The organism is Allosphingosinicella sp. (assembly GCF_059502505.1).
In genome coordinates this window covers 347362-372066 of the sequence record NZ_JCACEU010000016.1, presented here as the reverse complement: position 1 = coordinate 372066, position 24705 = coordinate 347362, and the positions used below count along the sequence as shown (strand labels likewise).

Below are 24705 nucleotides of genomic sequence, written 5' to 3'. Positions count from 1 at the left end.
CTTATTGATCTCCTTGTGTTTCGAGCGCCGCAAGGATCTGCGGCACGATCGCTTCGGCGGTGAAGCCGAAGCGTTTGAAAAGGTCCTCGGCCGGTGCCGAGGCGCCGAACCGGTCGAGCCCGATCGCAAGACCGCGCGGGCCGATATAGCGTTCCCAGCCGAGCGTCGTCCCCGCCTCGATTGACACCCTAAGGATGTTCTCCGGCAGCAGGTCGGCGCGGTAGGCGGCGTCCTGCGCGTCGAACAGGTTCCAGGAAGGCATGGAGACGACGTCGGCGCCGATCCCCTGCCCTTCGAGCGCATCGGCGGTCTTCAGCGCCACCTCGACCTCCGAGCCGGTCGCGATCAGCACCACCCGCCGGGCCGCAGAGGCGGCACGCAGACGATAGGCGCCGCGGGCGGAGAGATTCTCACCTTGCGGGCCATGCCTCACGGCAGGCAGGTTCTGCCGGGTGAGCGCGAGCAGCGACGGCCCGTCGGTGCGTTCGATGGCGAGCTGCCAACATTCGGCCGTCTCGACCAGATCGGCGGGCCGGAAGACGTGGAGGTTGGGGATGAGGCGCAGGGTGGTGAGATGCTCGACCGGCTGATGCGTCGGCCCGTCCTCGCCGAGGCCGATCGAGTCATGGGTCATCACATAGACGACGCGTGCACCCTGAAGTGCCGAGAGGCGGATGGCGGGCCGGCAATAATCGGAGAAGACCAGGAAGGTGCCGCCGTACGGCAGCACGCCGCCGTGCAGCGCCATGCCGTTCATCGCCGCGGCCATGCCGAACTCGCGAATGCCGTAGTAGAGGTAGCGCCCGCCATAATCCGCGGCGGTGAGCGGCGCCTGCCCCTTGGCCTTGGTGTTGTTGGAGCCGGTGAGATCGGCGGAGCCGCCGATCATCTCCGGCAGGCCCGCCGCGAGCACGTTCAGCACCTCTTCGGAGGACTTGCGGGTCGCCAGGGTGCGCGGCTCAGCGCAGAGTTCAGCCATCCGGCGACCGATCTCGTCGCCCGCCGGCAGCCGGCCCTCCATACGGCGAACGAATTCCTCCCGCTGCGGGCTTGCGGCGAGCCGCGCGCGCCACTCCTCGTGGACGGGCCGCCCGCGCGCGCCGGCACGGCGCCAGGCGGAGAGGATCGGTTCGGGCAGGTCGAATGGCTCGCTGTCCCAGACGAGCTGCAACCTCGCCGCCGCGACTTCATCGGCACCGAGGGCGGAACCGTGGGTGGCACTGGTGCCCTGCTTGTTGGGCGCGCCCCAGCCGATGATCGTCCGGCAGTCGATCAGGCTCGGCCGCGGATCGGCCAGCGCCTCGTCGAATGCGCGGCGGATGCTGTCGAAATCGTGGCCGTCGCAGGGAACGACGTGCCAGCCGGACGCGCGGTAGCGGGCCGGAATGTCCTCCGACGTGGAGAGGTCGGTCGAGCCGTCGATCGTGATCTTGTTGTTGTCCCAGAGGACGTTGAGCCGGCCGAGCTGGAGGTGACCGGCAAGGCCGACCGCCTCGTGATTGATGCCTTCCATCAGGCAGCCGTCACCGGCAATCACCCAGGTGCGGTGATCGACAAGGTCGCCGAACACGGAATTGAGGTGGCGCTCGGCGACCGCCATGCCGACTGCCATGGCGAACCCCTGGCCCAACGGGCCGGTAGTGGCCTCGACCCCCTTCAACATGAAGTTCTCGGGATGGCCGGCGCAGGGCGAGTTCAATTGCCGGAAGTTTCTGATCTCCTCCATCGTCGGGTTGGCGTAACCCGTCAGGTGGAGCAGCGAGTAGATCAGCATCGAGCCGTGGCCCGCCGACAGCACGAACCGGTCGCGATCATGCCAGTCAGGATCTTGCGGATCGAACTTCAGATATTCCGTGAAGAGGATCGTCGCCGCGTCGGCCATCCCCATCGGCATGCCCGGATGGCCGCTATTGGCCGCCTGGACCGCATCCATGGAAAGGGCGCGGATCGCGTTGGCGAGCAGTCTCGGATCGGCGGACAATCAAGCTTCCCTAAGATGAGGAATGCCCATGGCGAGGAAGGCAACGGACTCGTCCGTTCGCCCGCCGCTCCTTTAAGCGCGGCGGCGTTCGCGTCAACCTCGGGGTCCCGTCGCGACCCTTGCCGCCGCCTCGTTGCGCGCTTATTCCAACGTCATGACTTCGGAACGTGCAGTGCAGGCCATGGAGCGTATCGAGCGCGCGATCGCCAGGATCGAGGCGGCCGCCGCCGCGCCGCGCCCCGGCTCGCGTGACGACGGCGAACTGCAGCAGCTGCGCGAGGCGCACCAGGCGCTGCGCGGCCATGTCGAAGGGGCGATCGCCCAGATCGACCGCCTGCTCGCCAACGGAGGGATGTGATGGCGTCGGTAGAGGTCGAAATCGCGTCCCGGAAATATCAGCTCGCCTGCCGCGACGGCGAGGAAGCGCATCTGCGCTCGGTCGCCGCCATCGTCGACAAGAAGGCCCGCGATGCCGGCGCCGCGCTCGGCAACATGACCGAGGCGCGGCAGCTTCTGTTCGCCTCGCTGCTGGTGGCGGACGAGCTCAAGGAACAGCGCTCGGGCACCGCCTCGCCCGCGGCCGACATGGATCCTGCGGTCGCCGATGCGCTGGAACGCCTCGCCGAGCGGATCGAAAGTCTCGCCGACAGACTTGAGAGCGGCCCCGCGACCCACTAGATTGGTCGTTGACGGGTACTGCCCGGTACGAGCTTTTGAGAACATCCCTGAGGCGATAAGACATCCTCGGGGGCTGTCCCTGCCCGGATCCTGGTCCGACGCACATGGTCCCCACCTGACGTTGAGGCGTCAGAGGATATTCCAGCAAACGGCCATGGCGGTCCCGTCACCCACCAATGTCAGATAACTCGAAGCCGGCCATGCGCGTCGACGCCCTGGCGAAGCGGCGGACCTATGCGCGCAGTCTTTCTCCTGAGCTCAGGGCGGAGCTGGAGGCGAAGCTCGCCGACCTCGTGCTCCCGCATCTGATCGGCGCCCGCGCGGTGGCCGGCTATCATCCGATGAAGGACGAGATCAGCCCCTATTCCGTGCTGGAGCAGCTTGCGGACGGGCAGATTGCAGCCCTCCCCTGGTTCGGCGGCCGCGATGCGAGAATGATGTTTCGCAAGGCGCCTGCCGTCGAGCCGGGCCCTTGGGGCGTCCTGCAACCCTCCGGTGATGCCGAAGTCGTTGCGCCCGACCTGGTGCTCGTTCCCCTGGTGTTGGGCGACCGTCGCGGCAGCCGCATCGGCCACGGCAAAGGCCATTACGACCGCGCCCTGTCGCACCTGCGCGAGAGCGGCAGCGTCTTCACCATCGGCATCGCTTGGGAAACGCAGATCAGCGAAGACCCGATTCCCGCCGACCCATGGGACGTGCCCCTGGACGCGATCGCCACACCGCGCGAGTGGATCCAGTGCCGGTGAACCCTTCGGAACCGAGCTGGCGCAAGCCGGCGGGTATATTCCTGCTGCTGCTGCTGATCGCCCTCTGGGCGGTGGCAGTGGTGATGCTGGTGGAGGCGCTGGGCCTGCCGGGCTGGGCCGCTGCCATCGCCTTCGTCGCCGGGGGGTTCGCCTGGCTCTGGCTGCTGCCGATGAAGCGCCTGCTTCGCTGGATGGAACTCGGCCGCTGGCGCGACTGATCCGACAGTTCAACAGCTAGAAGAGGTAGTTATCCTCAGTCGTTCAGATCATGTCTGCGATGAGGAATGGCGCGAGTGACGGGGCTCGAACCCGCGACCTCCGGCGTGACAGGCCGGCGCTCTAACCAACTGAGCTACACCCGCGTGGATGTGAGAGCGCGACCTAGTGAGACGCCTTGGGGCTGTCAACAAGCCTGCTCGCCTGGATCGCAAAACAGCATTGAGAGCGGCTATCGCTCGTCGTCGTCGTCATGGCCGTGGCTGGTGAGGGTGCCCTCTTCGAACAGGAAACCGGCAATGTCAGGCTTGCCGGCGGCGTCGAGCACGGTCTTCATGATGATGAGCAGCGGCACCGCGAGCAGCGCCCCGGTCGTGCCCCAGACCCACGCCCAGAAGCTCAAGGCGACGAGGATGAGCAATGGATTTATGGTCAGTCGCCGCCCGACCAGCGCCGGCGTGATGATGTTTGCCTCGACCATGTGGATGCCGGCGAAGGCGACCGCCGGGAGCAGGGCATACCAGGGATCGACGAACACCATCAGACCGCCCAGCGCGAGCAGCAGCACCGACGCGATCGGCCCGAGATAGGGGATGTAGTTCAGCACCGCGACAATGCCGCCCCACATCAAAGGCGTCGGCATGTCGATCAGCCAAAGCAGGAACGCCACCACCGCGCCCATCGACAGGTTCACCAGCGTGATCGTGCCGAGATATGTGGAGGTCGCATCGACCACCTGCTGGATGACGCGCGCGGTGGTCATCGCCCCGTCGAAGCTGGCGCGGGTGGTGATCGTGCGCTTCCTCATCCGCGTCCATCCGGCAAGGAAGAAGAAGATCACTAGGATAGCGAAGAAGAGCTGGATCGCCGCATGCGGGGCCGAGGTCGCGATCAGGTCCAGCATCGAATTGGGCGTCTCGACCGCCACGGTCCGTTCGGCCGGTCCGCCGCTCGCGCCGAACTCGCCCACCACGTCGTCGATGAACTTCTCGAGGCTCGCATAGACGTCGAGCAAAGGGTCGAGCGTCTCGCGGATGCGGCCGATCCGCTCGGGCAGCAGGCGCACCCATTCGGTCGCCGGCAGCACGATGGCGGCCACCGCCATGTTGGCAACGGCAATGAACAGGACCACGCAAATCAGAGCGGCAAGGCCCGACGGCACCCGGCGCCGCTCGAACCATTCGAGCAAGGGCACCAGGGCGATTGCGATGACCAGGGCGGCAGTGACGGGGAGGAAGAATTCCGCGCCCGCCCGCAGCGCGAACGGCATGGCGACGGCAAGCCCGATGCCGGCGATCAGGGTCAGCGAGGCGAGCAGGCGGTCGCGGCGATAGGCGATCAGCTCCGCCTCGGCAGCCGGACCCTCGGCCGCCGGCTCCGGCCCCTGCGACTCGCCGGTGGCTTCCGTGCCGCGCAACCTCTTCATCTGCTCCAAGCCTGCTCCTCGCCCGATCCGCTCCTTCAGGAGCCCGAGCGTAACCGATTTTTATCGAGAATGCCCGCATATGCGCGCGCTGACCAGACGGAGGAGCGCGACGGCATGAGCATTCTTCTTTCGATGGTGGCGCTGGCGAGCCAGGTGACGCTCGCGAGCGATGTCTTTGTCGAACGGGTGGAGCGCGACGCGAACGGCCGTGCGACCACCGTGCTGGAGCCGCCCAAGGCGGTGGCGCCAGGGGACCGGCTGCTGTTCGTGCTGTCCTATCGCAATCGCGGCGCCGAGCCGGCGACCGACTTCGTCGTCACCAATCCGGTGCCGGACGCGGTGGCCTTTGCGGGCGCCGACGGCACCGAGCCCGACGTGTCGGTCGACTGGGGGCGGAGCTGGGGGCCGCTCTCGTCGCAAACGGTGAAGCGCCGGGACGGCTCGACCCGGCCGGCCGAGCCCGGCGACGTCACCCATGTCCGCTGGAGCATCCGCGAGGCGATCGCCGCCGGCGCGACCGGCAAGCTCAGCTTCCGCGCGGTCGCGCGATAGGATTGGTGCCCCCGGTCGGAGTCGAACCGACACTCCTTGCGGAACTCGATTTTGAGTCGAGCGCGTCTACCAATTCCGCCACAGGGGCACGCCGGCGCTGCCTAGACGAGGCTCCGCGCGGGAGCAACGGCCAAGCAGCGCGCGCGCTTCAGATGGCGCTCGGAGCGGCGGCTTCGCCGGCCTTCGGGTCCGCGCCGAACTTGTTCGGTCCGCGTGTCCCTTCGAGGATGAAGAAGTAGAGCAGGATCAGGCCGCCGATGAACGGGATGAAGGCGATCAGGAGCCACCATCCGGAACGGTCGGTGTCATGCAGGCGCCGGATGCCGACGGTGAAGCTGGGAATGATGAAGAAGAGCGCGGCCAAGAGCATCAGCGGACCATAGATGCCGCCGATCAGGCCGCCCATGCCGAGAATGCCGTCGATCATGCCCGCTACGAAGTAGACGGCAATCATCAGCAGCGCGAAGGACCAATATTCCTTGCGGCGCGAACGGCCGTCGATCTGCATGAACTTCTTCAGCGGAAGAGTTGCCCATTCCATAGTCTTTCCCCCTTCTCGGCCGCCGACTCCTTCGGCGACTTCACAAGCGTCAACCTTTAGGATGCCGGGATCAAGTGCTGCCGCTAAGTGACGAGAAGCGTTGGATTTGCGACCAAGCTGCCGCGGATCAGTTGCGCGGGGCCTGCCTGCGATAGCTGAGCGCCTCGGCGACATGGACGCGGCCGACGCCTTCGCTGCCGGCGAGATCGGCGATCGTGCGGGCGACGCGGAGGACGCGGTGGTAGCCCCGCGCCGAGAGCCGCATCGCCTCGGCCGCCTGGGCGAGCAGGCGGCGACCGGGTTCGTCGGGCGTCGCCACTCTGTCGAGCAGTTCGCCGTCGGCTTCGGCGTTGGTGCGGACCCCCTGCCCCTCATAGCGCCGCGTCTGCACGTCGCGCGCTGCCTTCACTCGCGCCGCCACCTCGGCAGATCCTTCGGCCGGAGGCGGCAGGACGAGATCGGCGGCCGAGACCGCGGCGACGTCGACATGCAGGTCGATGCGGTCGAGCAAGGGCCCTGACACCTTGGCCTGGTAATCGGCGGCGCAGCGCGGTGCCCGTGCGCAGGCGAGCGCCGGATCGCCGAGATGGCCGCAGCGGCACGGGTTCATCGCGGCGATCAACTGGACCCGCGCCGGGAAGGTGACGTGGGCGTTCGCACGGGCGACGCTGACGGTGCCGGTCTCGAGCGGCTGGCGGAGCGAATCGAGGACGCTGCGCTGGAATTCCGGCAGTTCGTCGAGGAACAGAACTCCGAGATGCGCCAAGCTGACCTCGCCCGGCCGCACCTTGAGGCCGCCGCCGACCAGCGCCGGCATCGAGGCGCTATGATGGGGGCTGCGAAAAGGGCGGGTGCGGATCAACCTCCCCTCGGCAAGCGTGCCGGCGACGCTCGCGACCATGGAGACTTCGAGCGCCTCGGCGGGTGTCAGATCAGGCAGGATGCCGGGCAGGCAGGCGGCGAGCAGCGACTTGCCGGCGCCCGGCGGGCCGCTCATCAAGAGATTGTGCCCGCCCGCGGCGGCGATCTCTAGCGCGCGCTTGGCGGTCTCCTGCCCCTTCACCTGGTTCAGGTCGGGCCCGATCCCCGGCGGGTCGGCCTCACCCGGCTTGGGCGGCGAGAGGGTGGAGCTGCCGCGGAAATGGTTCAGCAGGGCGATCAGGTCCGGCGCCGGCAGCACTTCTATATCGCCGGCCCAGGCCGCTTCGGAGCCCTGCGCGGCGGGACAGATCAGCCCCAGCTCGCGCGACGAAGCATGGATGGCGGCGAGCAGCACGCCCGGCGAAGGCTGCACCCGCCCGTCGAGCCCGAGTTCGCCCACCACCACATAGCCGGCGAGCGTCTCAGCATCGATCGCCCCCATCGCCGCGAGCAGCCCGAGCGCGATTGGCAGATCGTAGTGCGAACCTTCCTTCGGGAGATCGGCCGGCGAGAGATTGACGGTGATGCGCTTGGGCGGGAGCGACAGGCCGATCGCGGCCAGTGCCGCATGCACCCGCTCCCGGCTCTCGCCCACCGCCTTGTCTGGCAGCCCGACGACGAGGAACTTGGGCAGCCCGCTGGCGATCTGGACCTGCACCTCCACGGCGCGTGCCTCGAGACCCAGGAACGCGACCGTGGCGACATGCGCGACCATCTATGAGATGCCCCTCCCCCAGAAACCTCCACTTTGGACAGAGCGTTGATGGAAGTCGAGTGTTGCCCGGCGTCTTGCATGAGCAACACACTGTCCCCAGATGAGGCGTTATGACGATTGCGGAGAGGTGGCGTGCGTTGGGCCGGGTGCCCGCAATCCGAACGGCTCTGTTTCTCCTCGGCTGCCTGCTGCTGCTGGTGACGCCCTTCATCGGCGTGCTGCCGGGGCCCGGCGGGATCATCACGTTCGGCGCCGGCGCCGCTTTGGTCCTGAAATATAGCGAGTGGGCGAAGCGCCAATATGCTCGCTTCAGGAAGAAGCACCCGAGGAAGATCGCCTGGGCCGACTGGGGCCTCCGCCGCCCGAGCGCGAAACGGCGCGAGGAGCGGCGCAAGCGTCTCGAAGCGAAGCGCGCTGCCGAAGCGGCACGCCGCCGCGAGCTCGCGCGGCTCGAACGCGAGGACGGCGAGGCCAAGCTCGTGCTGGTCCGCCACGACGTCGGCATAGGCTATTTCATCGAGCGTCGGTTCACGCCCAGCGGCCCGTTCGAGCACGAAGTCTATTGGGCCGCGGTCGGCTTCTCCGGCCTCTATGCCGATTTCGAAGCCGCACGCGCGAACGGGCTCGACGAACTGGAACGAGCTTGATTGACTTTGGCGCCCCCCTCGCCTATCCGCGCCTGCAACGAGGCCGCCTCCCGTTTGGCGGCCCTTTTTCATTGATATTTTCGAGGATGAGCGATGAAGCGCACCTTCCAGCCGAGCAATCTTGTGCGCAAGCGGCGTCACGGCTTCCGGGCCCGCAAGGCGACCGTCGGCGGACGCAAGGTCCTGGCGGCGCGCCGCGCCCGCGGCCGCAAGCAGCTCTCGGCCTGACGACACTTACCCGTCGCGCGGATTTCCTCGCGGCGAATCAGGGACGACGCTCGGCGATGCCGGGCTTCGTGCTGCTCGTCCGCGACCGCGGCGACGGCGACCCCGTGATGCGGCTCGGCATCACCGTCACCAAGAAGATCGGCAATGCGGTAGTACGCAATCGCATGAAGCGGCGATTTCGTGCCCTTGCCCGCGAGGTTCTGCCGGAAACGGGTGTGGCCGGCGCCGATCACGTCCTGATCGGGCGTGCCGGAGGCGTAGAGCGGCCTTTCGACGAGCTCCGCTGGGAGCTCGGCAAAGCGCTGGCCAAGGTGCGGCGGTGATCGCGAAGCTGCTCATCCTGATCGCGAAAGGCTGGCAATACGGCCCTTCGCTGGTCCTGCCGCCGAGCTGCCGCTTCAGCCCAAGCTGCTCGGCCTATGCAATCGAGGCGCTCTCCCGCTATGGGGCGGCGCGCGGGAGCTGGCTTGCGGCCAAACGCCTCTCGCGCTGCCATCCCTGGGGGGGCTCTGGCCATGACCCGGTACCATGAAGGAATTTAGGTGAGCGACCACCGCAACATGATCCTTGCGATCGTCCTCTCGGCGATCGTCCTGTTCGGCTGGAGCTTCGCCACCGAGCGCTGGTTTCCGACCGCGAACGAGCCGTCGACGAAGGTGGTGGAGGGCAAGCAGGTCGCGCTGCCAAAGCCGGGCGCCGACCCCACCGCGGACGCCCCGCGCGCCATTCGGAACCGTGAAATCGTGCTGCGGGAAACGCCGCGCGTCCTCATCGACACGCCCTCGCTCAGCGGCTCCATCAACCTCCAGGGCGCCCGGATCGACGATCTGGTGCTGAAGCGCCACAGCCAAAGCCTCCGCAGCGACTCGCCGCCGGTCCGGCTGCTTTCGCCCGCAGGCGCTCGCGACGCCTATTTCGCCGGCTTCGGATGGACCGGCGAAGGCCTGCCTCTCCCGAGCGCGAACACCGTCTGGCAGGCCAGCGGCACGCGCCTGGCGCCCGGCTCTCCGGTCACGCTCAGTTGGGACAACGGCCAGGGTCAGCGCTTCGCCATCGAGCTGGCGGTCGACGCCAATTACATGTTCACCGCTCGTCAAAGCGTCGCCAATGCCGGCGCCGGTGCGGTCGCGGTGCGACCATATTCGCTGGTCAGCCGCGCCAATGCCTCGCCCGATCCCGACAGCTGGACGGTCCACATCGGCCCCGTCGCCGTGTTCAACGGCGCCGCAGATTACGACACCGGCTTCGACGACCTGGCCGAGGTGGGCGAGCGGCGCTTCTCGAGCACCGGCGGCTGGCTCGGCTTCGGCGACAAATATTGGCTGACCGCACTCGTGCCCGACCAGCGGGCGAGCGTGGACGCCTCGTTTCGCAGGAGCCCGAACGGCGGCTTCCAGGCCGACTTCGCGGCCGCGCCGACGATCGTCGCCTCCGGCCGCGTCGCCAACTTCCAGTCGCGCTTCTTCGCAGGCGCCAAGGAGGTCGAATTGCTCGACCGCTACGAGGACGATCTCGGCATCCGCCAGTTCGACAAGGCGATCGATTGGGGCTGGTTCTACTGGTTCATGAAGCCGATCTTCTACCTGCTGAACTGGCTGTTCACGGCGATCGGCAATTTCGGCGTGGCGATCATCTGCCTCACCATCATCATGCGCGGGCTGATGTTCCCGATCGCGCAGCGCCAGTTCAAGTCGATGGCGGCGATGCGGGTGCTCCAGCCGAAGATGAAGGCGCTCCAGGAACGCTACAAGGACGACAAGCCGCGCCTGCAGCAGGAGATGCTGAAGCTCTACCAGGAGGAGAAGGTGAACCCGCTGGCGGGCTGCCTGCCGATCGTCATCCAGATCCCGATCTGGTATGCGCTCTACAAGGTGCTGCTGCTCGCCGTGGAAATGCGCCACCAGCCCTTCGCCGGCTGGATACGGGATCTCTCCGCGCCCGATCCGCTGACGCCGATCAACCTGTTCGGCTTCCTGCCTTTCACCCCGCCGGGCTTCCTGCTGATCGGCGTCCTGCCGATCATCGTGGGAGTGACCATGTGGCTGCAGTTCAAACTGAACCCGCAACCGATGGACCCGGTCCAGCAGCAGGTGTTCAGCATCATGCCTTGGGTGCTGGTGGTGGTAATGGCGCCGTTCGCCGCCGGCCTCCAGCTCTATTGGGCCGTCTCCAACATTCTCACGATCCTGCAGCAGAAGTGGCTCTACAGCCGCTATCCCGGCATGAAGGCGGCGACGTCGGAAGCGAAATGAGCGAGGACGCGGCGGTTACAGAGCTTGAGGAGACGGCCCGGAAGCTCTTCTCCGGTCGAATTGCTTTCCTGAAGTCCGCGCCGAGCCTGCAGTTCCTGCCGGCGGCGGAGGTCGACGAGGTCGCCTTCGCCGGCCGCTCCAACGTCGGCAAGTCGTCCTTGCTCAATGCGCTGACGAACCGCCGCGACCTCGCCCGCACTTCCAATACCCCTGGTCGCACGCAGGAGCTCAACTTCTTCGACGTCGGCGAGCCGCTGCGCTTTCGGCTGGTCGACATGCCCGGCTACGGCTTCGCCAAGGCGCCCAAGGACGTGGCAAGGAAGTGGCGCTTCCTCGTCAACGACTATCTGCGCGGCCGGCAGGCGCTGAAGCGCGCGCTGGTGCTGGTCGACAGCCGCCACGGCCTGAAGGACATCGACCGCGAGGTGATGAAGATGCTCGACGACGCCGCGGTCAGCTACCACCTTGTCCTCACCAAGGCCGACAAGATCAAGGCGAGCGAGCTTGCCGACGTCGAGAGGCGCACCGCCGAGGAGGCGGCGAAGCGACCCGCGGCACATCCGGACGTGATCTCCACGTCGAGTGAAACCGGAATGGGGATCGAACGGTTGAGGCGCGCAGTGGTGGAGGCGATCGGCTAGATCGCACCCCTCGCGGGAGGGAAATTTGCTCAAGCTCATCATCGGCAACAAGGCCTATTCTTCTTGGTCGCTGCGCGGCTGGCTGGCAGTGAAGCAGTCGGGTCTCCCGTTCGAGGAGATCACGGTGCCGATGTTCGATCAGGATTGGGACAAGCGCCGCGAGGGCGACGAATTCGCCCCATCGGGCGGCAAGGTGCCGATCCTCTGGGACGACAAGGCGGTGATCTGGGACAGCCTCGCCATTGTCGAATGGCTCGCGGACAAGACCGACCGAGCGCGTTACTGGCCAAGGGAGGACGATGCCCGCGGCATGGCGCGTTCGATGGCGGCGGAGATGCATTCCAGCTACGAGAATCTGCGTCGCGAATGCTCGATGAACCTTCGCAAGCAGTTCCCGCCCAACGAGCTGTCCGACGTGGTGCGGGCGGAAGTGATCCGCATCCTCGAGCTCTGGGCGGAGGCGCGGGCCCGGCACGGCAGCGGCGGCCCCTACCTGTTCGGCGACTTCGGCGCCGTCGACATCATGTTCGCACCCGTGGTCACCCGCTTCGTCACCTATTCGATCCCGGTGCCGCGGTTCGCCGCCGCCTATATGGAAGCGATCCTCGGTCATCCCTGGATGCAGCAGTGGATCGAGGCCGCCCAGGAAGAGCCTTGGGTAATCGAGCGTTACGAGGCGCCGGTCGCGTAAGGCGTTCCGTCCTTATGGGTGAAGCGGCTGGTTTCGCCGTCCAGGTGCAGGTCGATGTCGGGATAGTGGCAATCGCTCGCCGAGGGCTTACCGATCGCCACAAAGATGCAGTCGACATCGCTGCGGTTAACCAGATGGTGGCCATTGGCGTTCCCCTTGGGGAAGGCGGCGACATCCCCTGCCCTCATCAGCGTCTCGCCCTCATCCTCGATCAGCACGGCCTCGCCCGAGATCATGACGACGAGTTCGTCCTCGTCGACGTGCCAATGGCGCTGGCTGGAGATGCCGCCCGGCTTGAGCACGACATGGCTGGCGCCGAAGTCCGCGAGCCCGGCCGCCGGCGCGAGGCGGCGATACCAGCGCCTGTCCATCTCGGCCGCATAAGGTCCCGGGTAGCCGGTGCGGTTGATCTGTTCGATGGCGTCGAGGTCCAGCTTGGGCATGGCCGTTCCGTTGCAGCGTTGCTAGGCGCGCGAGCATGACACAGCCCATCGACCCGGTCGACCTCGCCGCCCGCCTGATCGCCTGTCCCAGCGTGACACCGGCCACGGGCGCCGTGTTCGACGTGCTGGAGGAGGCGCTCGAAGGGATCGGCTTCACGGTTCATCGCTTCCTGAGCGGATCGGCGCCGGACGGCCCAGTCGAGAATCTGTTCGCGAGCCGCGGCAGCGGCGGGCCGCATTTCGGCTTTGCCGGCCATCTTGACGTCGTGCCGCCCGGCGAGGGCTGGACGAGCGACGCGTTTGCACCGGAGATCCGCGGCGGCCTTCTGCATGGACGCGGGGCGGTGGACATGAAGGGCGGCATCGCCGCCTTCGTCGCCGCCGCGGCCGAGCTGGCGGAGCATCCCGGCACGATCAGCCTGATCATCACAGGCGACGAGGAAGGCCCCGCGACCTGCGGCACCGTCGCGCTGATGGACTGGATGGCCGAGCGCGGAATTAGGCCCGACATGATCTTGATCGGCGAACCGACCTCGGTGGATCGGCTCGGCGACACGGTGAAGATCGGTCGGCGCGGCACCGTCAACATGTGGATCACCGTCCCCGGCAATCAGGGACATGTCGCCTATCCCCACCGCGCTGACAATCCGATCCCGAAGCTGGCGCGCGTCCTCGCCGCGCTGGACGCGCTGCATCTCGACGACGGCACGGAGGCGTTCCAGGCCTCGAACCTGGAATTCACCGCCGTCGGCACGCCGACGCGCGCGACGAACATCATCCCGGGCACGGCCACGGCCCAGCTCAACATCCGCTTCAACAATTTGCACCGAGGCGAGGAACTGGTCGAACTGGTGCGGCGGACGGCCGAAGCGGCGGCACCTGGAGCCAAGGTCGAGGCGCGCATTTCCGGCGAGGCCTTCCTGACCCCGCCGGGGCCGATCTACGACATCGTCCGCGAGGCGATCGAGGCGGAGACCGGCATCGCGCCGGAGCTCAGCACAAGCGGTGGCACGTCCGACGGTCGTTTCCTGACCCGGCTGTGTCCGGTGGTGGACTTCGGACTTCCGAACGCCACCATGCACAAACTCGACGAAGCGGCGGCGGTCGAGGACCTGCGGATGCTGCAGGCGATCTACGCCCGGATCGTCAGGCGGGCACTCGGAATGGCAGCCTAGGCTGAAATCGTCTGTAGCCGCTTCAGCCGGCTGCGGACCCATTCTAGGAAGTCAGGCTCGAGCATGGCTTCGGCGAAGACATAGCCCTGGACGGCGTCGCAGCCGATCGCGCGCAGCACTTCGAACTGCTCCTGCCGTTCGACCCCCTCGCCCACCACCTGGTAACCGAGGCCGTGGATGAGATGGATGAGCGCCGCGACGATGGTGCGCGAGCTGTCGGACGTGTCGATCTCGCGGATGAGGCTCTCGTCCAGCTTCACCCGGTCGAGCGGCATGTCCTTGAGGCGGCGCAGGTTGGAAAGACCGGTGCCGAAATCGTCGAGCGCGATCGACACGCCTTCGGCGCGCAGGGCGACGAGCTCGGCGATCGTGGCGGGCGAGCATTTCATCGCCACGCCTTCGGTGAATTCGAGCTCGAGCAGCCACGCCGGGGCTCCGGAGGCGTTGACCGCGGCGCGGAGACGCTTGAAGAAATCGGGTCGATTGAAGTGGCGGGCGCTGATGTTGAAGGAAAGGCGCTGGCTCATGCCCTCGTCGTGCCAGCGCTTGAGCGCGGCAGCGACCGACTCGATCACCCATTCGCCAATATCGACGATGAGGCTGCTCTCCTCGGCGACGCCGATGAAGGTTTCGGCCAGGCGGACCTCGCCCGACGGATGGTTCCAGCGGATCAAGGCCTCGCCCGCGAGAACGGCCCCGGTGCGGGCACAGAGCTGCGGCTGGAAGGCGAGCTCGAATTCGTCGTTGGCAAGCGCGTCGCGCAGCGCCTTCTCGGTCTGCGACTTCTTCTCGAAGGCGGCGGCGAGGCGGGGATGGTAGAGGCAGTATTGGGAGCGGCCGCTCGCCTTGGCGTGATACATGGCGATGTCGGCTGCCTTCATCAGGCCAGTCAGCTCGGTTCCATGGCGAGGGCATAGGGCGACGCCGATCGAGGCGCCCATGTCGATCACCTGGTCGGAGATCTCGAACGGCGAGTTCAGCGCGGCGAGCGCGCGGCGGGCGATCCGCTCGGCTTCGCGCGAGTCGCGCACGTCCGGGAACAGCATGGTGAACTCGTCGCCGGCCAAGCGGGCCAGCAAGGGCGGAGTGAGGCTGCGGGCCTTGGCTTCGGCCTTGGCGACCCCGCGCAAGCGGTTGGCGACCATGACGAGGACCTGGTCGCCGGCGGCGTGGCCGAGGCTGTCATTGACCTCCTTGAAGCCGTCCAGATCGATGAACAGCATCGCCAGCCGGCACTCGCCTGTGTCGCCGTGCAGCATCAGCTCCGCCTCGCGGCGGAAATGGATGCGGTTGGGGAGCGACGTGACCGGATCGTAGAGCGCCATTGCGCTGACATTGTCGAGATTGGAGCGGACCTGCTCGAACAGGCCGTCCACCGCGGCCGCGAGCGCCGGCATTTCGTGCTGGAGCGTGGCGGGCGCCGGGGAGGTCAGATCCCCCGATTTCACGGCGAGCAGGCGGTCGACAAGAGCCGAGATGGCGCGGGCCTGTCCGCTGTTCGGCTTCTCATAGGCGAGCCAGACGATCGAGAGGGCGAACAGGCCCATCGTGACGGACGCCATGATCTGCTCGCCAAAGTCGCGCAGCATCAGGAAAGCGGTGAGAGTGAACAGGAACGAGGCCACGCCCGCGCAGGCGGACGTCAGGATGTTTCCGAACCGTGTCCACGAAACCCGCATGCAGCCGCCGAACTCGCTCCCCGGAACGCAAAGTGCACGACCCCCCGATCATGCCTTCCCGTCAGCATAGTTTCCGCCGCTTAAAGATTGGTTTGCACCGGTTTACGGCGCCGCAGGACGATGTAGAGCGCGCCGGCGCCGCCATGGCGCGGGTGCGCGATGCGGACGGCGGCGATGCTGCCCGCATGACGCGAGGCGGCGAGCCAGTCGCCTACGGCGGCGCGGATGCGGCCCCGGGCGATGGGCGGCTCGCCCTTCGGCGGCTTGCCCGTGATGAGCAGGAGGACGCGGGCGCCGATGCCGATCGCCTGCTCCAGCCGGTTATCAAGCAGAGCATAAGCTCCGGCGAGGCTGTGGCCGTGAAGATCGACGGTAACGTCAGGCTGGACGATGCCGCGGCCGAGGCGCCGATCCCAGCTGGCGTCGAGCGTTTCGCCCGGTTTCACCTTGGCGGCGGGAGCCGGAGCCTTGGGAGCAGGCGGTGGCGCCTTCGCCTTGGGCCGCTCGGGCGCCGCAGCAGGCTCCGCGGGCGGCATCGGATCGGGCTGGCCGTGGAGCGGGCGGACGGTCGCGATGACGCGCGCCCAGAGCGCGCGTTCCTCAGCGCTGAGCGGACGTTGCAGCTTCCGCTCCGAGCCGCGCGAGGCTTCCCTTGGGCAAGAGGATCCAGGCTTTGCCGCGTGCCAGCATGCCGCCGGCTGTGGTCTTGGCGTATTCGCCTGCGCCCCAGAAGGTGTCGAACCGATTGGCGCCCTTGATCGCTCCGCCGGTATCCTGGGCGACCCAGAGGCCGTTCACCTCCGGCCGGTCGACGTCCAGCAGCACCGGTGCGCCGAGCGGCACGAAAGCGGGATCGGCGGCGACCGTGACCTCGCCGGTGACCGGCCGCCCAAGCGATCCGAGCGGCCCGGCCCCAGTCAGCTCCTGGAAGAAGATGTAGCTCTTATTCTCGTTCATGATCGCGCGGCCCTCCTCGGGATTGGCGCGCAGATAGGCGACGATCCCTTGCATCGAGCCGTCGGTGATCAAGCCGCGATCCTTCATCAGCTTGCCAATGCCGACATATTCGCGGCCATTCTGCCCCGCATAGCCGATCCGCATCACGGTGCCGTCCGGCGCCCGCAGCCGCCCCGAGCCCTGGATCTGGAGGAAGAAGAAGTCGATCTCGTCGGCCGCCCAGCCGATCTCGAGCCCGCGACCGGCGAGCGCGCCGTTTACGATTTCGGAGCGCTCATGATAGGGCACGATCACGCCGCCGACGAGGCGCCCGCGGCGCGGCGTGCCGGTCGCCTCGGCAGTGGCGGCATCCTGCTCCACGAGGTCGGCAGGCTTGCGATAGACCGGCACGTCGAAGCCGGGGAGACGCGTGCGCGAGCCGGCAATCTCCGGTTCGAAATAGCCGGTGATGAAGCTGCTGCCGCCACCGACCTCGACCGGCTCGAAATGCGCGGCGAAGAAGCCCGCCGCGTCGGCGTCCGGCCAGTTAGCGGCGGCGTCGCAGGCGGGCCACCAGTCGCTCGGCCGCGTCAGCCCCGACGCATCGTCGCGGCGCATCAGCGACGGGCAGCTGATCCGGAACGCCGCCAGCGCCGCCGCGGCCTTGGGTCCGACGAGAGACGCCGGGATGCCCGGACCCGGCTTCACACCCGAGGAGACTGCGTTGTGAGGAACCGGCGTCGGCGTCACCACAGGCGGCGGCGTGGGCGTAGGCGGCGCCTGCCGGATCGTGGGAATGCAGCTTGCCAGCGCGAGGCTTCCTGCCGTCACGAGCCAGGCACGATAGCGAAGTTCACGAAGCTCACTATGTGGACGCAAGTTCGCGAAGGCGCTTCCGCCCGCAGACGCCCGGCTGCCCCTGGCAACGCCCTTGGCGGGCATGGATACGCTGACTGACTCGACCCCCACACGCGCAACATAAGCCGAGGAGCGCTCCGTAGGAAAGCTATGTTCTTGGTTTCGGGGCCGGATCGTTGCGTAGGTCGGACGTCATGATGACTTCTTCTCCAATCGCGATGGCAAATGCACGCGTACTGCCATGGATTGGGTCCTGCCGCTTGCGTCTTACTTCGCAAGGAAATCTTTGACCGTGTCGACAAAGGTCTGCAGCGGCGCGCCTGCGGTCGGCGAGTGGTCGCCGCCGGGGACGATCCAGAGCTGCGACTTCGGGATGGCGGCATACATGCTGACCGGGATCGCCACCGGAAAGAAATCGTCCCGGTCGCCATGCACGATCAGCGTGCTGGCGCTGATCCTGGCAAGGTCCGGCGCCTTGAAGTTCATGTCTCTGTGGCTGTCCTTGAAGGCGCCGAACTGCCGCGCCAGCTCGGACGCCTGAGCTTCTCCTCGCGCCGCACACCGGACGAACTGCGCTTGTACCGGCGGCGGCAGCCCGTCGGACGCGACGGCCCGCATGACGCGTCTGGCCTGCTCTCCAAAATGACTGGTGGCGCCGACCAGCACCAGCTTCGATAGCCGCTCCGGGTGACCCGTGGCGAGATGAAGCAGCGTCATCCCGCCGCTGCTATAGCCGATCGCTCGTGCGCTCCTGATGCCGAGTGCGTCCATGAGGTTCCGGATGTCGGCGGCAGACTCGGCGTGCGTGAAGGCGCCCGACGGATTGGTGGAACGGCCATGACCGCGCTGATTCACGGCGATGACGCGGTAGGATTTCGCCAGCTCGGGGATGATCGAGCCCCAGCTGTGATCGATGCAGGAGCCGAAGCCGTGAAGGAGCAGGAGCGGCTCGCCCTGACCGGTGATCCGATATTCGATCTCTACGCCGTTGGTGCGCAACGTCTCCGCTGCGACCGCGTGCGGCTGCAAAGCGAAAGCCAGCAGAGACAAAGCTGCCATTCTCATGCGGGTCTCCCCCGTGATCAAACCGGCCGAGCTTGTCGCACGGTCGGCAATGTCGTCACCGCCAGCAGCGAGAACAGAAGCACGAAACTGGCGATGAAGGTGAGCGGCTGGCTCATCGACCCGACGACTTCGGTCAGCGGATCAATGAGACCGGCACTCGTCAGCAAGGCGCGGATCGCTTCGTTCAGTAAGAAACAAAGGGCCGCGGCCAGATAGGGCCAACCGTTTTTCCGATCTCTGATGAAGAACAGAGCCCCTACGGCAAGACAGATGATCTGTCCCGTCATGGCAGCGGTCTGAAACCGGTAGAATGTCTCCGGACCTTCGATCCTGAATTGGGGCACGAAGCTGATCAGGGCGAAGAACAGCGCGATGCCCATGAACAATATGGTCGTGCTGAGGAGCAGGGAGCCATGCAATTTCCTGCGATATTTCAGCAGGAAGGCCAGGACGATGAACAGGCCCGTCTCGAGCGTGACCATCACGTTCTGGATGATCAGGAAGTCCCCCTCCCCTGATACCAGACCCTGGTGCGCTGAATGGACCGACAGCGTCGCCGTCGTCGCGAACAGCAGCGGGCCGGCGACGAGGACTGCCAAGCCCACCTTCCTGTGCATCTGGTAGCTGCCGCTCTCGATCAGGTTCAGCTGGGTCAGGACCAGGCCCATCCAGACGAAAGCGGTGGCGATATGAAGGTGATGATGAGGCTGGGCACCTGCATCAGCCCCGAAATAGATGTCCCAGAAACCCAGGACGCTGATCGCCATGACTGTTATTACCAGCCAAGTCTCAAGGACATAACGACGGACGCGTTTCATCCTCGGCCCTCCCCCGAAAACTTTACCGCTTCGGTCGACCCGTCGCAAGGCAAGGGCAGCTTTCACGGTCGAGCGAGCGAGATGCGGCGTCCGCTAAGGGCGGTTAGCTGTCAGAAGCGACAAGCGGGGATCGAATCCAATTCGGATCCCGAACCCCACAGTCGTGCAGGAATCAGGCCTCGTCGGTGTCGACGAGAAGCCAGTTCGGATCCTGGCTGCCGAGGGTGCGGCGGAAGGTCCAGACGTCGTGGGTGGCGACGGCGTCCTCAAGCGAGCCGGCGACTACCTCCCCTTCCGCGTTGCGGGTGATGGCGGCGATGTCGGCGTCGAAGCGGACGGTGATGCTGGCGTCGCGGCCGTCGAGCCGGGCATCCTCGATCACGGCGCGCTCGATGGAGACGAGGCGGTTGTCGAGCTTGTGGCCGGCAGCCTCGCGAGCATCGATCGCGCCCTCGAACGCAGCGAGCACGTCGCCGCCGACGAGGAAGCCGAGCTCCTGCTTGTCGCCCTTCCAATAGGCGTCGAGGATCATCCGGTAGGCCGATTGGGCGCCGTCGAGGAAGCGGGCGACGTCGAAATTGCCGTCCGCAGCGACGATCGCGCGGATGCCGGCGGCCGCATTGTCCTCGTAGACCAGGCCGCCGCCTTCGCTGCGCTCCGGCGCCACGTCCGCGACCGGAGCCGCGGTCTCGGTGCCCGGAACGGCGTCGGGACGAGTGACCGGCTGCTGTTCATGGCCGGTGCGCCGGCCGAGAACGGCGTAGAGGCGCAACCCCACGAAGAGGGCGACCATCGCCAGCAGGACAATCTCGATATTCACCCGGCGTCTCCGAAAACTCGAACGGTCTACATAAGCGCGAAGGGGCCGCGATTCAAATGATGCTTGAGACCAACGCCTGTGGGCCCGCGATGTTGCGTGGCCGGGCCGCGCCTGCTACCCGCCGGACCCGATGAGAGCGGCCTTCGCGCCGTGACTTTCCACGTTTCCACGAAGGTAAGGTAGAATGGCCGAAGACGAAGGCATGTTTGGCTTGGGCGAGCAGCCGGGCAATGGCGAGGACACTGCGCCGCAGGTCGGCCTGATCTCGCAATATGTGAAGGACCTGTCGTTCGAAAATCCGAACGCGCCGGGCGTCTACCAGTGGCAGAGTCAGCCGCAGATCGACGTCCAGTTCAACATCGGCGCGCAGCAGCTCAACGACGAGCTGCACGAAGTGTCGCTGAAGGTCGAGATCGGCGCCAAGGCGGACGGCAAGACCGCGTTCCAGGTCGAGCTCGTCTATGCCGGCCTGTTCGCGCTCAGGAACGTGCCGGCCGAGCAGCTCCAGCCGTTCATGCTGGCCGAGGCGCCGCGGCTGCTCTTCCCGTTCGCGCGCCGCGTCATCGCCGATGCGGTCCGCGACGGCGGCTTCCCGCCGCTGATGCTCGACCCGATCGACTTCGCCGCCCTCTACATGCAGCGCGCCGCGCAGATGGAGTCCGAAGGCACGGGCATGCCGGCCGGCGAGATCACCGGGCAGGCTTGAATTCCATCGTCACCCCGGCGACCGCCGGGGTCTCAGCGGGTGAGAGGCTCAGTGTATGAAGCGGCCTGAGATCCCGGCCTTCGCCGGGATGACGGATAGGATCCGATGAACCTCTGGAAGGCGACCGGCACGATCGGCGGGCTGACGATGGTCAGCCGCGTGCTCGGCTTTGCGCGCGAGATGATCTTCGCGCGGGTGCTCGGCGCGGGCATGGCGGCGGACGCATTCGCGCTCGCCTTCCTGATCCCCAACCTGTTCCGCCGCCTGTTCGGCGAGGGCGCGTTCAGCCAGGGCTTCGTGCCGCTGTTCAGCCAGCGCATGAAGGGCGAGGGCAACGAGGAGGCGCGGCGTTTCGCCGAGGAAGTGCTGGCGGTGTTCCTGCCGGTGCTGATGATCATCACCGTTATCTTCATGGTGTTCATGCCGGCATTCATCGCCCTGATCGGCGCCGGCTGGCGGGACGAGCCGGTCAAGTTCGCCCTGGCAGTGGACCTGACCCGGATCACCATGCCGTACCTGGTGTTCATCTGCTTGGTGTCGCTCTTCTCGGGCGTGCTCAACTCGCTGTCGCGCTTCACGGCCGCGGCCTTTGCCCCGTCCCTGCTCAACATCGCCTTGATCGGCGCGCTCCTGCTGGTGCCGACCGGCGGACCGGCGACCGCGCGCGCGATGGCCTGGGGCGTGGTGGCCGGCGGCGTGCTGCAGCTCGCCTTGTGCTGGGCGAGCGCCCATGCGGCCGGCATCAAGCTCCGGCTGAGGCGGCCGCGCCTGACGCCGGGCGTGAAGGAGCTGGTGATCCTGATCCTGCCGGCGACCCTGGGCGGCGGCATCTATTATATCAGCCAGGCCTTCTACGCCTTCTTCGCGACGAGCCTGCCCCAAGGCTCACTGGTCTATCTCGGCTTCGCCGACCGCCTCAATCAGCTGCCGCTGGCGATCATCGGCTCGGCGCTCGGCACCGCGATCCTGCCGGCGCTCAGCCGGGCGGTGATGGATGTGGACAAGGGCGCCGCCGCGCGTGTGCAGAGCCAGGCGATCGAGCTGGCAATGCTGCTCACGCTGCCCGCGGCGGTGGCGCTGGCAGTGACGGCAGAGCCGATCGTGTCGGCGCTGTTCCAGGGCGGCCGGTTCACGGCCGAGGATGCCGAGACCACCGCTTTGGTGCTGTCGATTATCGTCGCCGGGCTCCCGGCCTATGTGCTGATCAAGGTGCTGGCGCCGGGCTTCTACGCGCGCAAGGACATGAAGACGCCGATCATCATCGCCGCGGCAATGCTGGCGGTGGGCGTCGGCCTCAACTTCGTGCTGGTGCCGGTGATGGGCATCGGCGCACTCGCCTTCACCACGGCGCTGTCGGCCTGGCTCAACGCGCTCCTGCTCTACGTCATCCTCGCCCGGCGCGGCCATTTCCAGATCGAAGGCTGGCTGTGGAGCCGGATCATCCGCCAGGTCATCGCCGCGGCGGTGATGGCGGGCGCGCTCTATCTGGTCCGCGAGCAGCTCGACCATTTCTTCGCCGGCTCGACAGGGCGGCGGCTGATCGGCGTCGCGGCGCTCGTCAGTGTCGGCGGCGCGGTCTATTTCGCCGTCGCTTGGGTGATCGGCGCGATGAACCGGGAGGACGTGCTGATCCTCCTCAGGAAGAAGAAAGTCTAGGCATGAAGGTGGTCTCGGGCATCCAGCCGACGGGCAACCTGCACCTCGGCAATTATCTCGGCGCCATCAAGCGCTGGGCGGCGATGCAGGACCAGGGGGAATGCCTGTTCTTCCTCGCCGACCTCCATGCCATCACCGTCTACAATGATCCGGCCGAGCTTGCCGCCAACGTGCGCGAGATGGCCGCGGCCCTGATCGCCTGCGGGATCGATCCGGAGCGCTCCACCCTCTTCGCCCATTCTGCCGTGCCCGCCCATCCGGAACTGGCCTGGATCCTCAACTGCACCGCCCGCATGGGCTGGCTAAACCGCATGACGCAGTTCAAGGAGAAATCCGGAAAGAACCGCGAAGGCGTCAGCGTCGGCCTGTTCGACTATCCGGTGCTGCAGGCGGCGGACGTTCTGCTCTACCAGGCGACGCACGTTCCGGTCGGCGAGGACCAGAAGCAGCATGTCGAGCTGATGCGGGACATCGCGCTCAAGTTCAACACCGACCATGACGTCGAGCTGTTCACCGCGCCCGATCCGCTGATCGGCGAGACGGCGGCGCGGATCATGTCCTTGCGCGACGGCAATGCGAAGATGTCCAAGTCGGACCCCTCGGACATGAGCAGGGTGAACCTCACCGACGACGCCGACACGGTCGCGCAGAAGATCCGCAAGGCGAAGACGGACCCGGAACCGCTGCCCGAGGCAATGAACGGACTCGACGGACGGCCGGAGGCGAAGAACCTGGTGCTGATCCACGCGGCGCTGAGCGACGAGGCGCCGCAGGCGGTGCTCTCCCGCTTTGCCGGACAGGGCTTCGGCGCCTTCAAGCCGGCATTGGCCGACCTGCTGGTCGAGACGCTGCGGCCGATCAAGGCCCGGCTTGACCAGTTCCGCTCCGATCCAGCCGAGCTCGACCGCATCCTCGCGCGCGGTGCCGAGAAGGCGCGGGCGATGGCGGAGCCCACGCTGCAGGGCGCCTACCGGGCGGTGGGGCTTCGGCGCTAAGCGCCTTCACTCTCAGCTTTTTTTCAGGGCCTGTCGGCTCATCGCGCTTCAGCAACCGTTCAGCGGCTTGGTGTTACGCGCGCGTCATCCTATATTCCGAACCTGATCTGCTCGAGAAAGGGCACGTTATCATGCAATTGTCCAAGAAACTGCTGGCGCTGACGGCGCCCGCCGCGCTGCTGGCGCTGTCCGCCTGCGCGACCGGCCTCCCCACCCAAGTGTCGCGCTTCCAGGCGATGCCGGCGCCGGTCGGCCAGACCTTCGTCGTCCAGCCCGCCGATCCCCGGGATCGCGGCGGCTTAGAATTCTCCCGCTATGCCGATCTCGTGCGTCAGAACCTGATCGCCCAGGGCTATAACGAGGCGCCCTCGCCCGCCGCCGCCACTTTCGTGGTGACGCTGGATTACGGCGTCGACCGCGGCCGCGAGAAGGTCGTCACCTATCCGGGCACCGGCTTCAACCGCGGCTTCGGCGGCGGCTTCTACCGGCCCTATTATTCGCGGTTCGGCTATTTCGGCCGCGGCTACCACCCCTTCTATTATGGTTGGAACGACCCGTTCTGGGGCCCCTTCGATTATCCCGAGGTGAGGAGCTACACCGAATATACCAGCTTCCTCGACATGGACATCAAGCGCACGGCTGACGGCCAGTCGCTGTTCGAAGGCACGGCGCGGGCGCGCTCGCGCACCGACGAGCTGCAGGTGCTGGTGCCGAACCTGGTCGAGGCGATGTTCACCAACTTCCCGGGCCGATCGGGCGAGACGGTGCGGATCACCGTTCCCAACCCGCCGCGGCGCTAAACGGAAAAGCGATCACCAAGGAGGGAGAGCCGGGCAACCAGCTCTCCCTTTTCTTATCTGCGCACCAGCAGCACACCGGCGAAGATCAGGAGCACGCCGCCGAGGCGGGTCACGTTGATCGGCTCCCGCGCCAGGCCGAAGGCGCCGAGATGGTCCAGGACAAGCGCCGCTAGCAGCTGGCCGCCGATCAGCGCGCCAATGAAGAAGGCCACGCCCATGCGTGGTGTCGCGAAAGCCGCGGCGACGACGAAAAAGGCGCCGTAGAGGCCACCGATCCAGGCATACCAGGGGAGCGCGCGCGCCGCGGCCGCATCGGGCCGCACGCCGAGGCCGAGCGCCACGATGACGAGGGCGACCGTTCCGACCAGGAAGGAGATGAGCGCCGCGTTGACCGGTGAGTTCACGGCGCGGGCGAGCATGGCATTGGTGGGCGCCTGGAGGGCGGCGAAGACGCCGCTGAGCAGCGCGCCGGCGATGGCGAGAGCAAGTCCGGGGTTCATGAACGCCGCTTAGGCTCCG

The 24705-nt window shown here is 66.9% G+C and carries 29 protein-coding genes and 2 tRNA genes; 17 read left to right on the top strand and 14 right to left on the bottom strand.

Annotated elements, in window-relative coordinates:
- Position 1 precedes the first annotated feature (1 nt).
- Complete coding sequence (gene tkt / locus AC5JBD_RS10135; RefSeq protein WP_495721671.1) at positions 2-1981, bottom strand: transketolase; 1980 nt, start codon at positions 1979-1981, stop codon at positions 2-4.
- Between the two features lie 154 nt (positions 1982-2135).
- Here tkt and AC5JBD_RS10130 point away from each other — a divergent pair, with 154 nt between their 5' ends.
- The 4 genes from AC5JBD_RS10130 to AC5JBD_RS10115 all read left to right on the top strand — a co-directional run bounded on the left by AC5JBD_RS10130 (position 2136) and on the right by AC5JBD_RS10115 (position 3623).
- Positions 2136-2339, top strand: a complete 204-nt coding sequence (locus tag AC5JBD_RS10130) for a hypothetical protein (RefSeq protein ID WP_495721670.1) — start codon at positions 2136-2138, stop codon at positions 2337-2339.
- Complete coding sequence (locus AC5JBD_RS10125) at positions 2339-2659, top strand: cell division protein ZapA (protein ID WP_495721669.1); 321 nt, start codon at positions 2339-2341, stop codon at positions 2657-2659. The genes AC5JBD_RS10130 and AC5JBD_RS10125 overlap by 1 nt, the downstream gene beginning before the upstream one ends.
- A gap of 176 nt (positions 2660-2835) precedes the next feature.
- Complete coding sequence (locus AC5JBD_RS10120) at positions 2836-3405, top strand: 5-formyltetrahydrofolate cyclo-ligase (protein ID WP_495721668.1); 570 nt, start codon at positions 2836-2838, stop codon at positions 3403-3405.
- On the top strand, positions 3402-3623 hold the full coding sequence (locus AC5JBD_RS10115; protein ID WP_495721667.1) for a DUF2842 domain-containing protein: 222 nt from the start codon (positions 3402-3404) through the stop codon (positions 3621-3623). Before AC5JBD_RS10120 ends, AC5JBD_RS10115 begins: the two co-directional genes overlap by 4 nt.
- Positions 3624-3690: 67 nt before the next feature.
- Here AC5JBD_RS10115 and AC5JBD_RS10110 read toward each other — a convergent pair.
- Positions 3691-3767 (bottom strand) — tRNA-Asp (locus AC5JBD_RS10110).
- Positions 3768-3853: 86 nt separating this feature from the next.
- Positions 3854-5047, bottom strand: coding sequence for an AI-2E family transporter (locus AC5JBD_RS10105; RefSeq protein ID WP_495721666.1), 1194 nt, complete (start codon positions 5045-5047; stop codon positions 3854-3856).
- A 69-nt stretch (positions 5048-5116) separates the two neighbouring features.
- Here AC5JBD_RS10105 and AC5JBD_RS10100 point away from each other — a divergent pair, with 69 nt between their 5' ends.
- The gene (locus tag AC5JBD_RS10100; protein ID WP_495721665.1) at positions 5117-5599 is read left to right on the top strand and encodes a hypothetical protein; all 483 of its coding nucleotides are present in this window, start codon (positions 5117-5119) and stop codon (positions 5597-5599) included.
- Positions 5600-5602: 3 nt separating this feature from the next.
- Here AC5JBD_RS10100 and AC5JBD_RS10095 read toward each other — a convergent pair.
- The 3 genes from AC5JBD_RS10095 to AC5JBD_RS10085 form a co-directional block, all read right to left on the bottom strand.
- Positions 5603-5687, bottom strand: a tRNA-Leu gene (locus tag AC5JBD_RS10095).
- 60 nt (positions 5688-5747) lie between these two features.
- Positions 5748-6140, bottom strand: coding sequence for a DUF805 domain-containing protein (locus tag AC5JBD_RS10090; protein ID WP_495721664.1), 393 nt, complete (start codon positions 6138-6140; stop codon positions 5748-5750).
- Between the two features lie 127 nt (positions 6141-6267).
- Complete coding sequence (locus AC5JBD_RS10085) at positions 6268-7776, bottom strand: YifB family Mg chelatase-like AAA ATPase (protein ID WP_495721663.1); 1509 nt, start codon at positions 7774-7776, stop codon at positions 6268-6270.
- Between the two features lie 146 nt (positions 7777-7922).
- Between AC5JBD_RS10085 and AC5JBD_RS10080 the strand changes: the two genes are divergently transcribed.
- The 7 genes from AC5JBD_RS10080 to AC5JBD_RS10050 all read left to right on the top strand — a co-directional run bounded on the left by AC5JBD_RS10080 (position 7923) and on the right by AC5JBD_RS10050 (position 12235).
- Positions 7923-8423 (top strand): hypothetical protein, encoded by a 501-nt coding sequence (locus tag AC5JBD_RS10080; RefSeq protein WP_495721662.1) that lies wholly within the window; start codon positions 7923-7925, stop codon positions 8421-8423.
- A 93-nt stretch (positions 8424-8516) separates the two neighbouring features.
- Positions 8517-8651, top strand: coding sequence for a 50S ribosomal protein L34 (gene rpmH, locus AC5JBD_RS10075; RefSeq protein ID WP_495721998.1), 135 nt, complete (start codon positions 8517-8519; stop codon positions 8649-8651).
- Complete coding sequence (rnpA, locus tag AC5JBD_RS10070; protein WP_495721997.1) at positions 8648-8974, top strand: ribonuclease P protein component; 327 nt, start codon at positions 8648-8650, stop codon at positions 8972-8974. The genes rpmH and rnpA overlap by 4 nt, the downstream gene beginning before the upstream one ends.
- Positions 8971-9183, top strand: a complete 213-nt coding sequence (gene yidD, locus AC5JBD_RS10065) for a membrane protein insertion efficiency factor YidD (RefSeq protein WP_495721661.1) — start codon at positions 8971-8973, stop codon at positions 9181-9183. Before rnpA ends, yidD begins: the two co-directional genes overlap by 4 nt.
- A 10-nt stretch (positions 9184-9193) precedes the next feature.
- On the top strand, positions 9194-10903 hold the full coding sequence (gene yidC, locus AC5JBD_RS10060; protein WP_495721660.1) for a membrane protein insertase YidC: 1710 nt from the start codon (positions 9194-9196) through the stop codon (positions 10901-10903).
- The gene (gene yihA, locus AC5JBD_RS10055; RefSeq protein WP_495721659.1) at positions 10900-11544 is read left to right on the top strand and encodes a ribosome biogenesis GTP-binding protein YihA/YsxC; all 645 of its coding nucleotides are present in this window, start codon (positions 10900-10902) and stop codon (positions 11542-11544) included. Before yidC ends, yihA begins: the two co-directional genes overlap by 4 nt.
- Before the next feature lie 25 nt (positions 11545-11569).
- Positions 11570-12235, top strand: a complete 666-nt coding sequence (locus AC5JBD_RS10050) for a glutathione S-transferase family protein (protein ID WP_495721658.1) — start codon at positions 11570-11572, stop codon at positions 12233-12235.
- On the opposite strand, the gene AC5JBD_RS10045 is transcribed toward AC5JBD_RS10050, so the two are convergent.
- Entirely contained in the window at positions 12214-12678 is a 465-nt protein-coding gene (locus tag AC5JBD_RS10045) for a cupin domain-containing protein (RefSeq protein ID WP_495721657.1), read from the bottom strand. The genes AC5JBD_RS10050 and AC5JBD_RS10045 overlap by 22 nt on opposite strands.
- Positions 12679-12713: 35 nt before the next feature.
- Here AC5JBD_RS10045 and dapE point away from each other — a divergent pair, with 35 nt between their 5' ends.
- Positions 12714-13853 carry a succinyl-diaminopimelate desuccinylase gene (gene dapE / locus AC5JBD_RS10040; protein WP_495721656.1) on the top strand — a complete coding sequence of 380 codons (1140 nt, stop codon included), beginning with the start codon at positions 12714-12716 and terminating at the stop codon, positions 13851-13853.
- Here the strand turns inward: dapE and AC5JBD_RS10035 are convergent.
- The 6 genes from AC5JBD_RS10035 to AC5JBD_RS10010 all read right to left on the bottom strand — a co-directional run bounded on the left by AC5JBD_RS10035 (position 13850) and on the right by AC5JBD_RS10010 (position 20002).
- Entirely contained in the window at positions 13850-15532 is a 1683-nt protein-coding gene (locus tag AC5JBD_RS10035; RefSeq protein WP_495721655.1) for a putative bifunctional diguanylate cyclase/phosphodiesterase, read from the bottom strand. The two genes, dapE and AC5JBD_RS10035, sit on opposite strands and share 4 nt — an antisense overlap.
- 80 nt (positions 15533-15612) lie before the next feature.
- Positions 15613-16068: a Smr/MutS family protein gene (locus tag AC5JBD_RS10030; RefSeq protein WP_495721654.1), complete on the bottom strand. Its 456-nt coding sequence runs from the start codon at positions 16066-16068 to the stop codon at positions 15613-15615.
- A gap of 64 nt (positions 16069-16132) precedes the next feature.
- Complete coding sequence (mltA, locus tag AC5JBD_RS10025) at positions 16133-17410, bottom strand: murein transglycosylase A (RefSeq protein ID WP_495721653.1); 1278 nt, start codon at positions 17408-17410, stop codon at positions 16133-16135.
- Between the two features lie 183 nt (positions 17411-17593).
- Positions 17594-18385, bottom strand: a complete 792-nt coding sequence (locus AC5JBD_RS10020; RefSeq protein ID WP_495721652.1) for an alpha/beta fold hydrolase — start codon at positions 18383-18385, stop codon at positions 17594-17596.
- Positions 18386-18408: 23 nt separating this feature from the next.
- Positions 18409-19158, bottom strand: coding sequence for a hypothetical protein (locus AC5JBD_RS10015; RefSeq protein WP_495721651.1), 750 nt, complete (start codon positions 19156-19158; stop codon positions 18409-18411).
- A 223-nt stretch (positions 19159-19381) separates the two neighbouring features.
- Positions 19382-20002, bottom strand: coding sequence for a Tim44/TimA family putative adaptor protein (locus AC5JBD_RS10010; protein ID WP_495721996.1), 621 nt, complete (start codon positions 20000-20002; stop codon positions 19382-19384).
- 211 nt (positions 20003-20213) lie between these two features.
- Here AC5JBD_RS10010 and secB point away from each other — a divergent pair, with 211 nt between their 5' ends.
- From secB to AC5JBD_RS09990, 4 genes are all read left to right on the top strand, one after another.
- On the top strand, positions 20214-20735 hold the full coding sequence (gene secB / locus AC5JBD_RS10005; protein ID WP_495721650.1) for a protein-export chaperone SecB: 522 nt from the start codon (positions 20214-20216) through the stop codon (positions 20733-20735).
- Positions 20736-20840: 105 nt separating this feature from the next.
- The gene (gene murJ, locus AC5JBD_RS10000) at positions 20841-22391 is read left to right on the top strand and encodes a murein biosynthesis integral membrane protein MurJ (protein WP_495721649.1); all 1551 of its coding nucleotides are present in this window, start codon (positions 20841-20843) and stop codon (positions 22389-22391) included.
- Between the two features lie 2 nt (positions 22392-22393).
- A complete protein-coding gene (gene trpS, locus AC5JBD_RS09995) occupies positions 22394-23386 on the top strand; it encodes a tryptophan--tRNA ligase (RefSeq protein ID WP_495721648.1) in 993 nt (330 codons plus the stop codon).
- Positions 23387-23517: 131 nt separating this feature from the next.
- Complete coding sequence (locus tag AC5JBD_RS09990) at positions 23518-24186, top strand: DUF4136 domain-containing protein (protein WP_495721647.1); 669 nt, start codon at positions 23518-23520, stop codon at positions 24184-24186.
- 53 nt (positions 24187-24239) lie between these two features.
- Here the strand turns inward: AC5JBD_RS09990 and AC5JBD_RS09985 are convergent, their stop codons facing one another.
- On the bottom strand, positions 24240-24686 hold the full coding sequence (locus AC5JBD_RS09985; protein ID WP_495721646.1) for a DMT family transporter: 447 nt from the start codon (positions 24684-24686) through the stop codon (positions 24240-24242).
- Between the last annotated feature and the right edge of the window lie 19 nt (positions 24687-24705).

What these genes read in the sequence shown, in the direction of transcription:
- AC5JBD_RS10130 (WP_495721670.1), top strand. Translation starts at nt 2,136, where the DNA reads ATGACTTCGGAACGTGCAGTGCAGGCCATGGAGCGTATCGAGCGCGCG.
- AC5JBD_RS10125 (WP_495721669.1), top strand. Translation starts at nt 2,339, where the DNA reads ATGGCGTCGGTAGAGGTCGAAATCGCGTCCCGGAAATATCAGCTCGCC.
- AC5JBD_RS10120 (WP_495721668.1), top strand. Translation starts at nt 2,836, where the DNA reads ATGTCAGATAACTCGAAGCCGGCCATGCGCGTCGACGCCCTGGCGAAG.
- AC5JBD_RS10105 (WP_495721666.1), bottom strand. Translation starts at nt 5,047, where the DNA reads ATGAAGAGGTTGCGCGGCACGGAAGCCACCGGCGAGTCGCAGGGGCCG.
- AC5JBD_RS10100 (WP_495721665.1), top strand. Translation starts at nt 5,117, where the DNA reads ATGCCCGCATATGCGCGCGCTGACCAGACGGAGGAGCGCGACGGCATG.
- AC5JBD_RS10090 (WP_495721664.1), bottom strand. Translation starts at nt 6,140, where the DNA reads ATGGAATGGGCAACTCTTCCGCTGAAGAAGTTCATGCAGATCGACGGC.
- AC5JBD_RS10085 (WP_495721663.1), bottom strand. Translation starts at nt 7,776, where the DNA reads ATGGTCGCGCATGTCGCCACGGTCGCGTTCCTGGGTCTCGAGGCACGC.
- rpmH (WP_495721998.1), top strand. Translation starts at nt 8,517, where the DNA reads ATGAAGCGCACCTTCCAGCCGAGCAATCTTGTGCGCAAGCGGCGTCAC.
- yihA (WP_495721659.1), top strand. Translation starts at nt 10,900, where the DNA reads ATGAGCGAGGACGCGGCGGTTACAGAGCTTGAGGAGACGGCCCGGAAG.
- AC5JBD_RS10045 (WP_495721657.1), bottom strand. Translation starts at nt 12,678, where the DNA reads ATGCCCAAGCTGGACCTCGACGCCATCGAACAGATCAACCGCACCGGC.
- dapE (WP_495721656.1), top strand. Translation starts at nt 12,714, where the DNA reads ATGACACAGCCCATCGACCCGGTCGACCTCGCCGCCCGCCTGATCGCC.
- AC5JBD_RS10035 (WP_495721655.1), bottom strand. Translation starts at nt 15,532, where the DNA reads ATGCGGGTTTCGTGGACACGGTTCGGAAACATCCTGACGTCCGCCTGC.
- AC5JBD_RS10030 (WP_495721654.1), bottom strand. Translation starts at nt 16,068, where the DNA reads ATGCCGCCCGCGGAGCCTGCTGCGGCGCCCGAGCGGCCCAAGGCGAAG.
- mltA (WP_495721653.1), bottom strand. Translation starts at nt 17,410, where the DNA reads ATGCCCGCCAAGGGCGTTGCCAGGGGCAGCCGGGCGTCTGCGGGCGGA.
- AC5JBD_RS10020 (WP_495721652.1), bottom strand. Translation starts at nt 18,385, where the DNA reads ATGGCAGCTTTGTCTCTGCTGGCTTTCGCTTTGCAGCCGCACGCGGTC.
- AC5JBD_RS10015 (WP_495721651.1), bottom strand. Translation starts at nt 19,158, where the DNA reads ATGGCGATCAGCGTCCTGGGTTTCTGGGACATCTATTTCGGGGCTGAT.
- AC5JBD_RS10010 (WP_495721996.1), bottom strand. Translation starts at nt 20,002, where the DNA reads ATGGTCGCCCTCTTCGTGGGGTTGCGCCTCTACGCCGTTCTCGGCCGG.
- secB (WP_495721650.1), top strand. Translation starts at nt 20,214, where the DNA reads ATGGCCGAAGACGAAGGCATGTTTGGCTTGGGCGAGCAGCCGGGCAAT.
- murJ (WP_495721649.1), top strand. Translation starts at nt 20,841, where the DNA reads ATGAACCTCTGGAAGGCGACCGGCACGATCGGCGGGCTGACGATGGTC.
- trpS (WP_495721648.1), top strand. Translation starts at nt 22,394, where the DNA reads ATGAAGGTGGTCTCGGGCATCCAGCCGACGGGCAACCTGCACCTCGGC.
- AC5JBD_RS09990 (WP_495721647.1), top strand. Translation starts at nt 23,518, where the DNA reads ATGCAATTGTCCAAGAAACTGCTGGCGCTGACGGCGCCCGCCGCGCTG.
- AC5JBD_RS09985 (WP_495721646.1), bottom strand. Translation starts at nt 24,686, where the DNA reads ATGAACCCCGGACTTGCTCTCGCCATCGCCGGCGCGCTGCTCAGCGGC.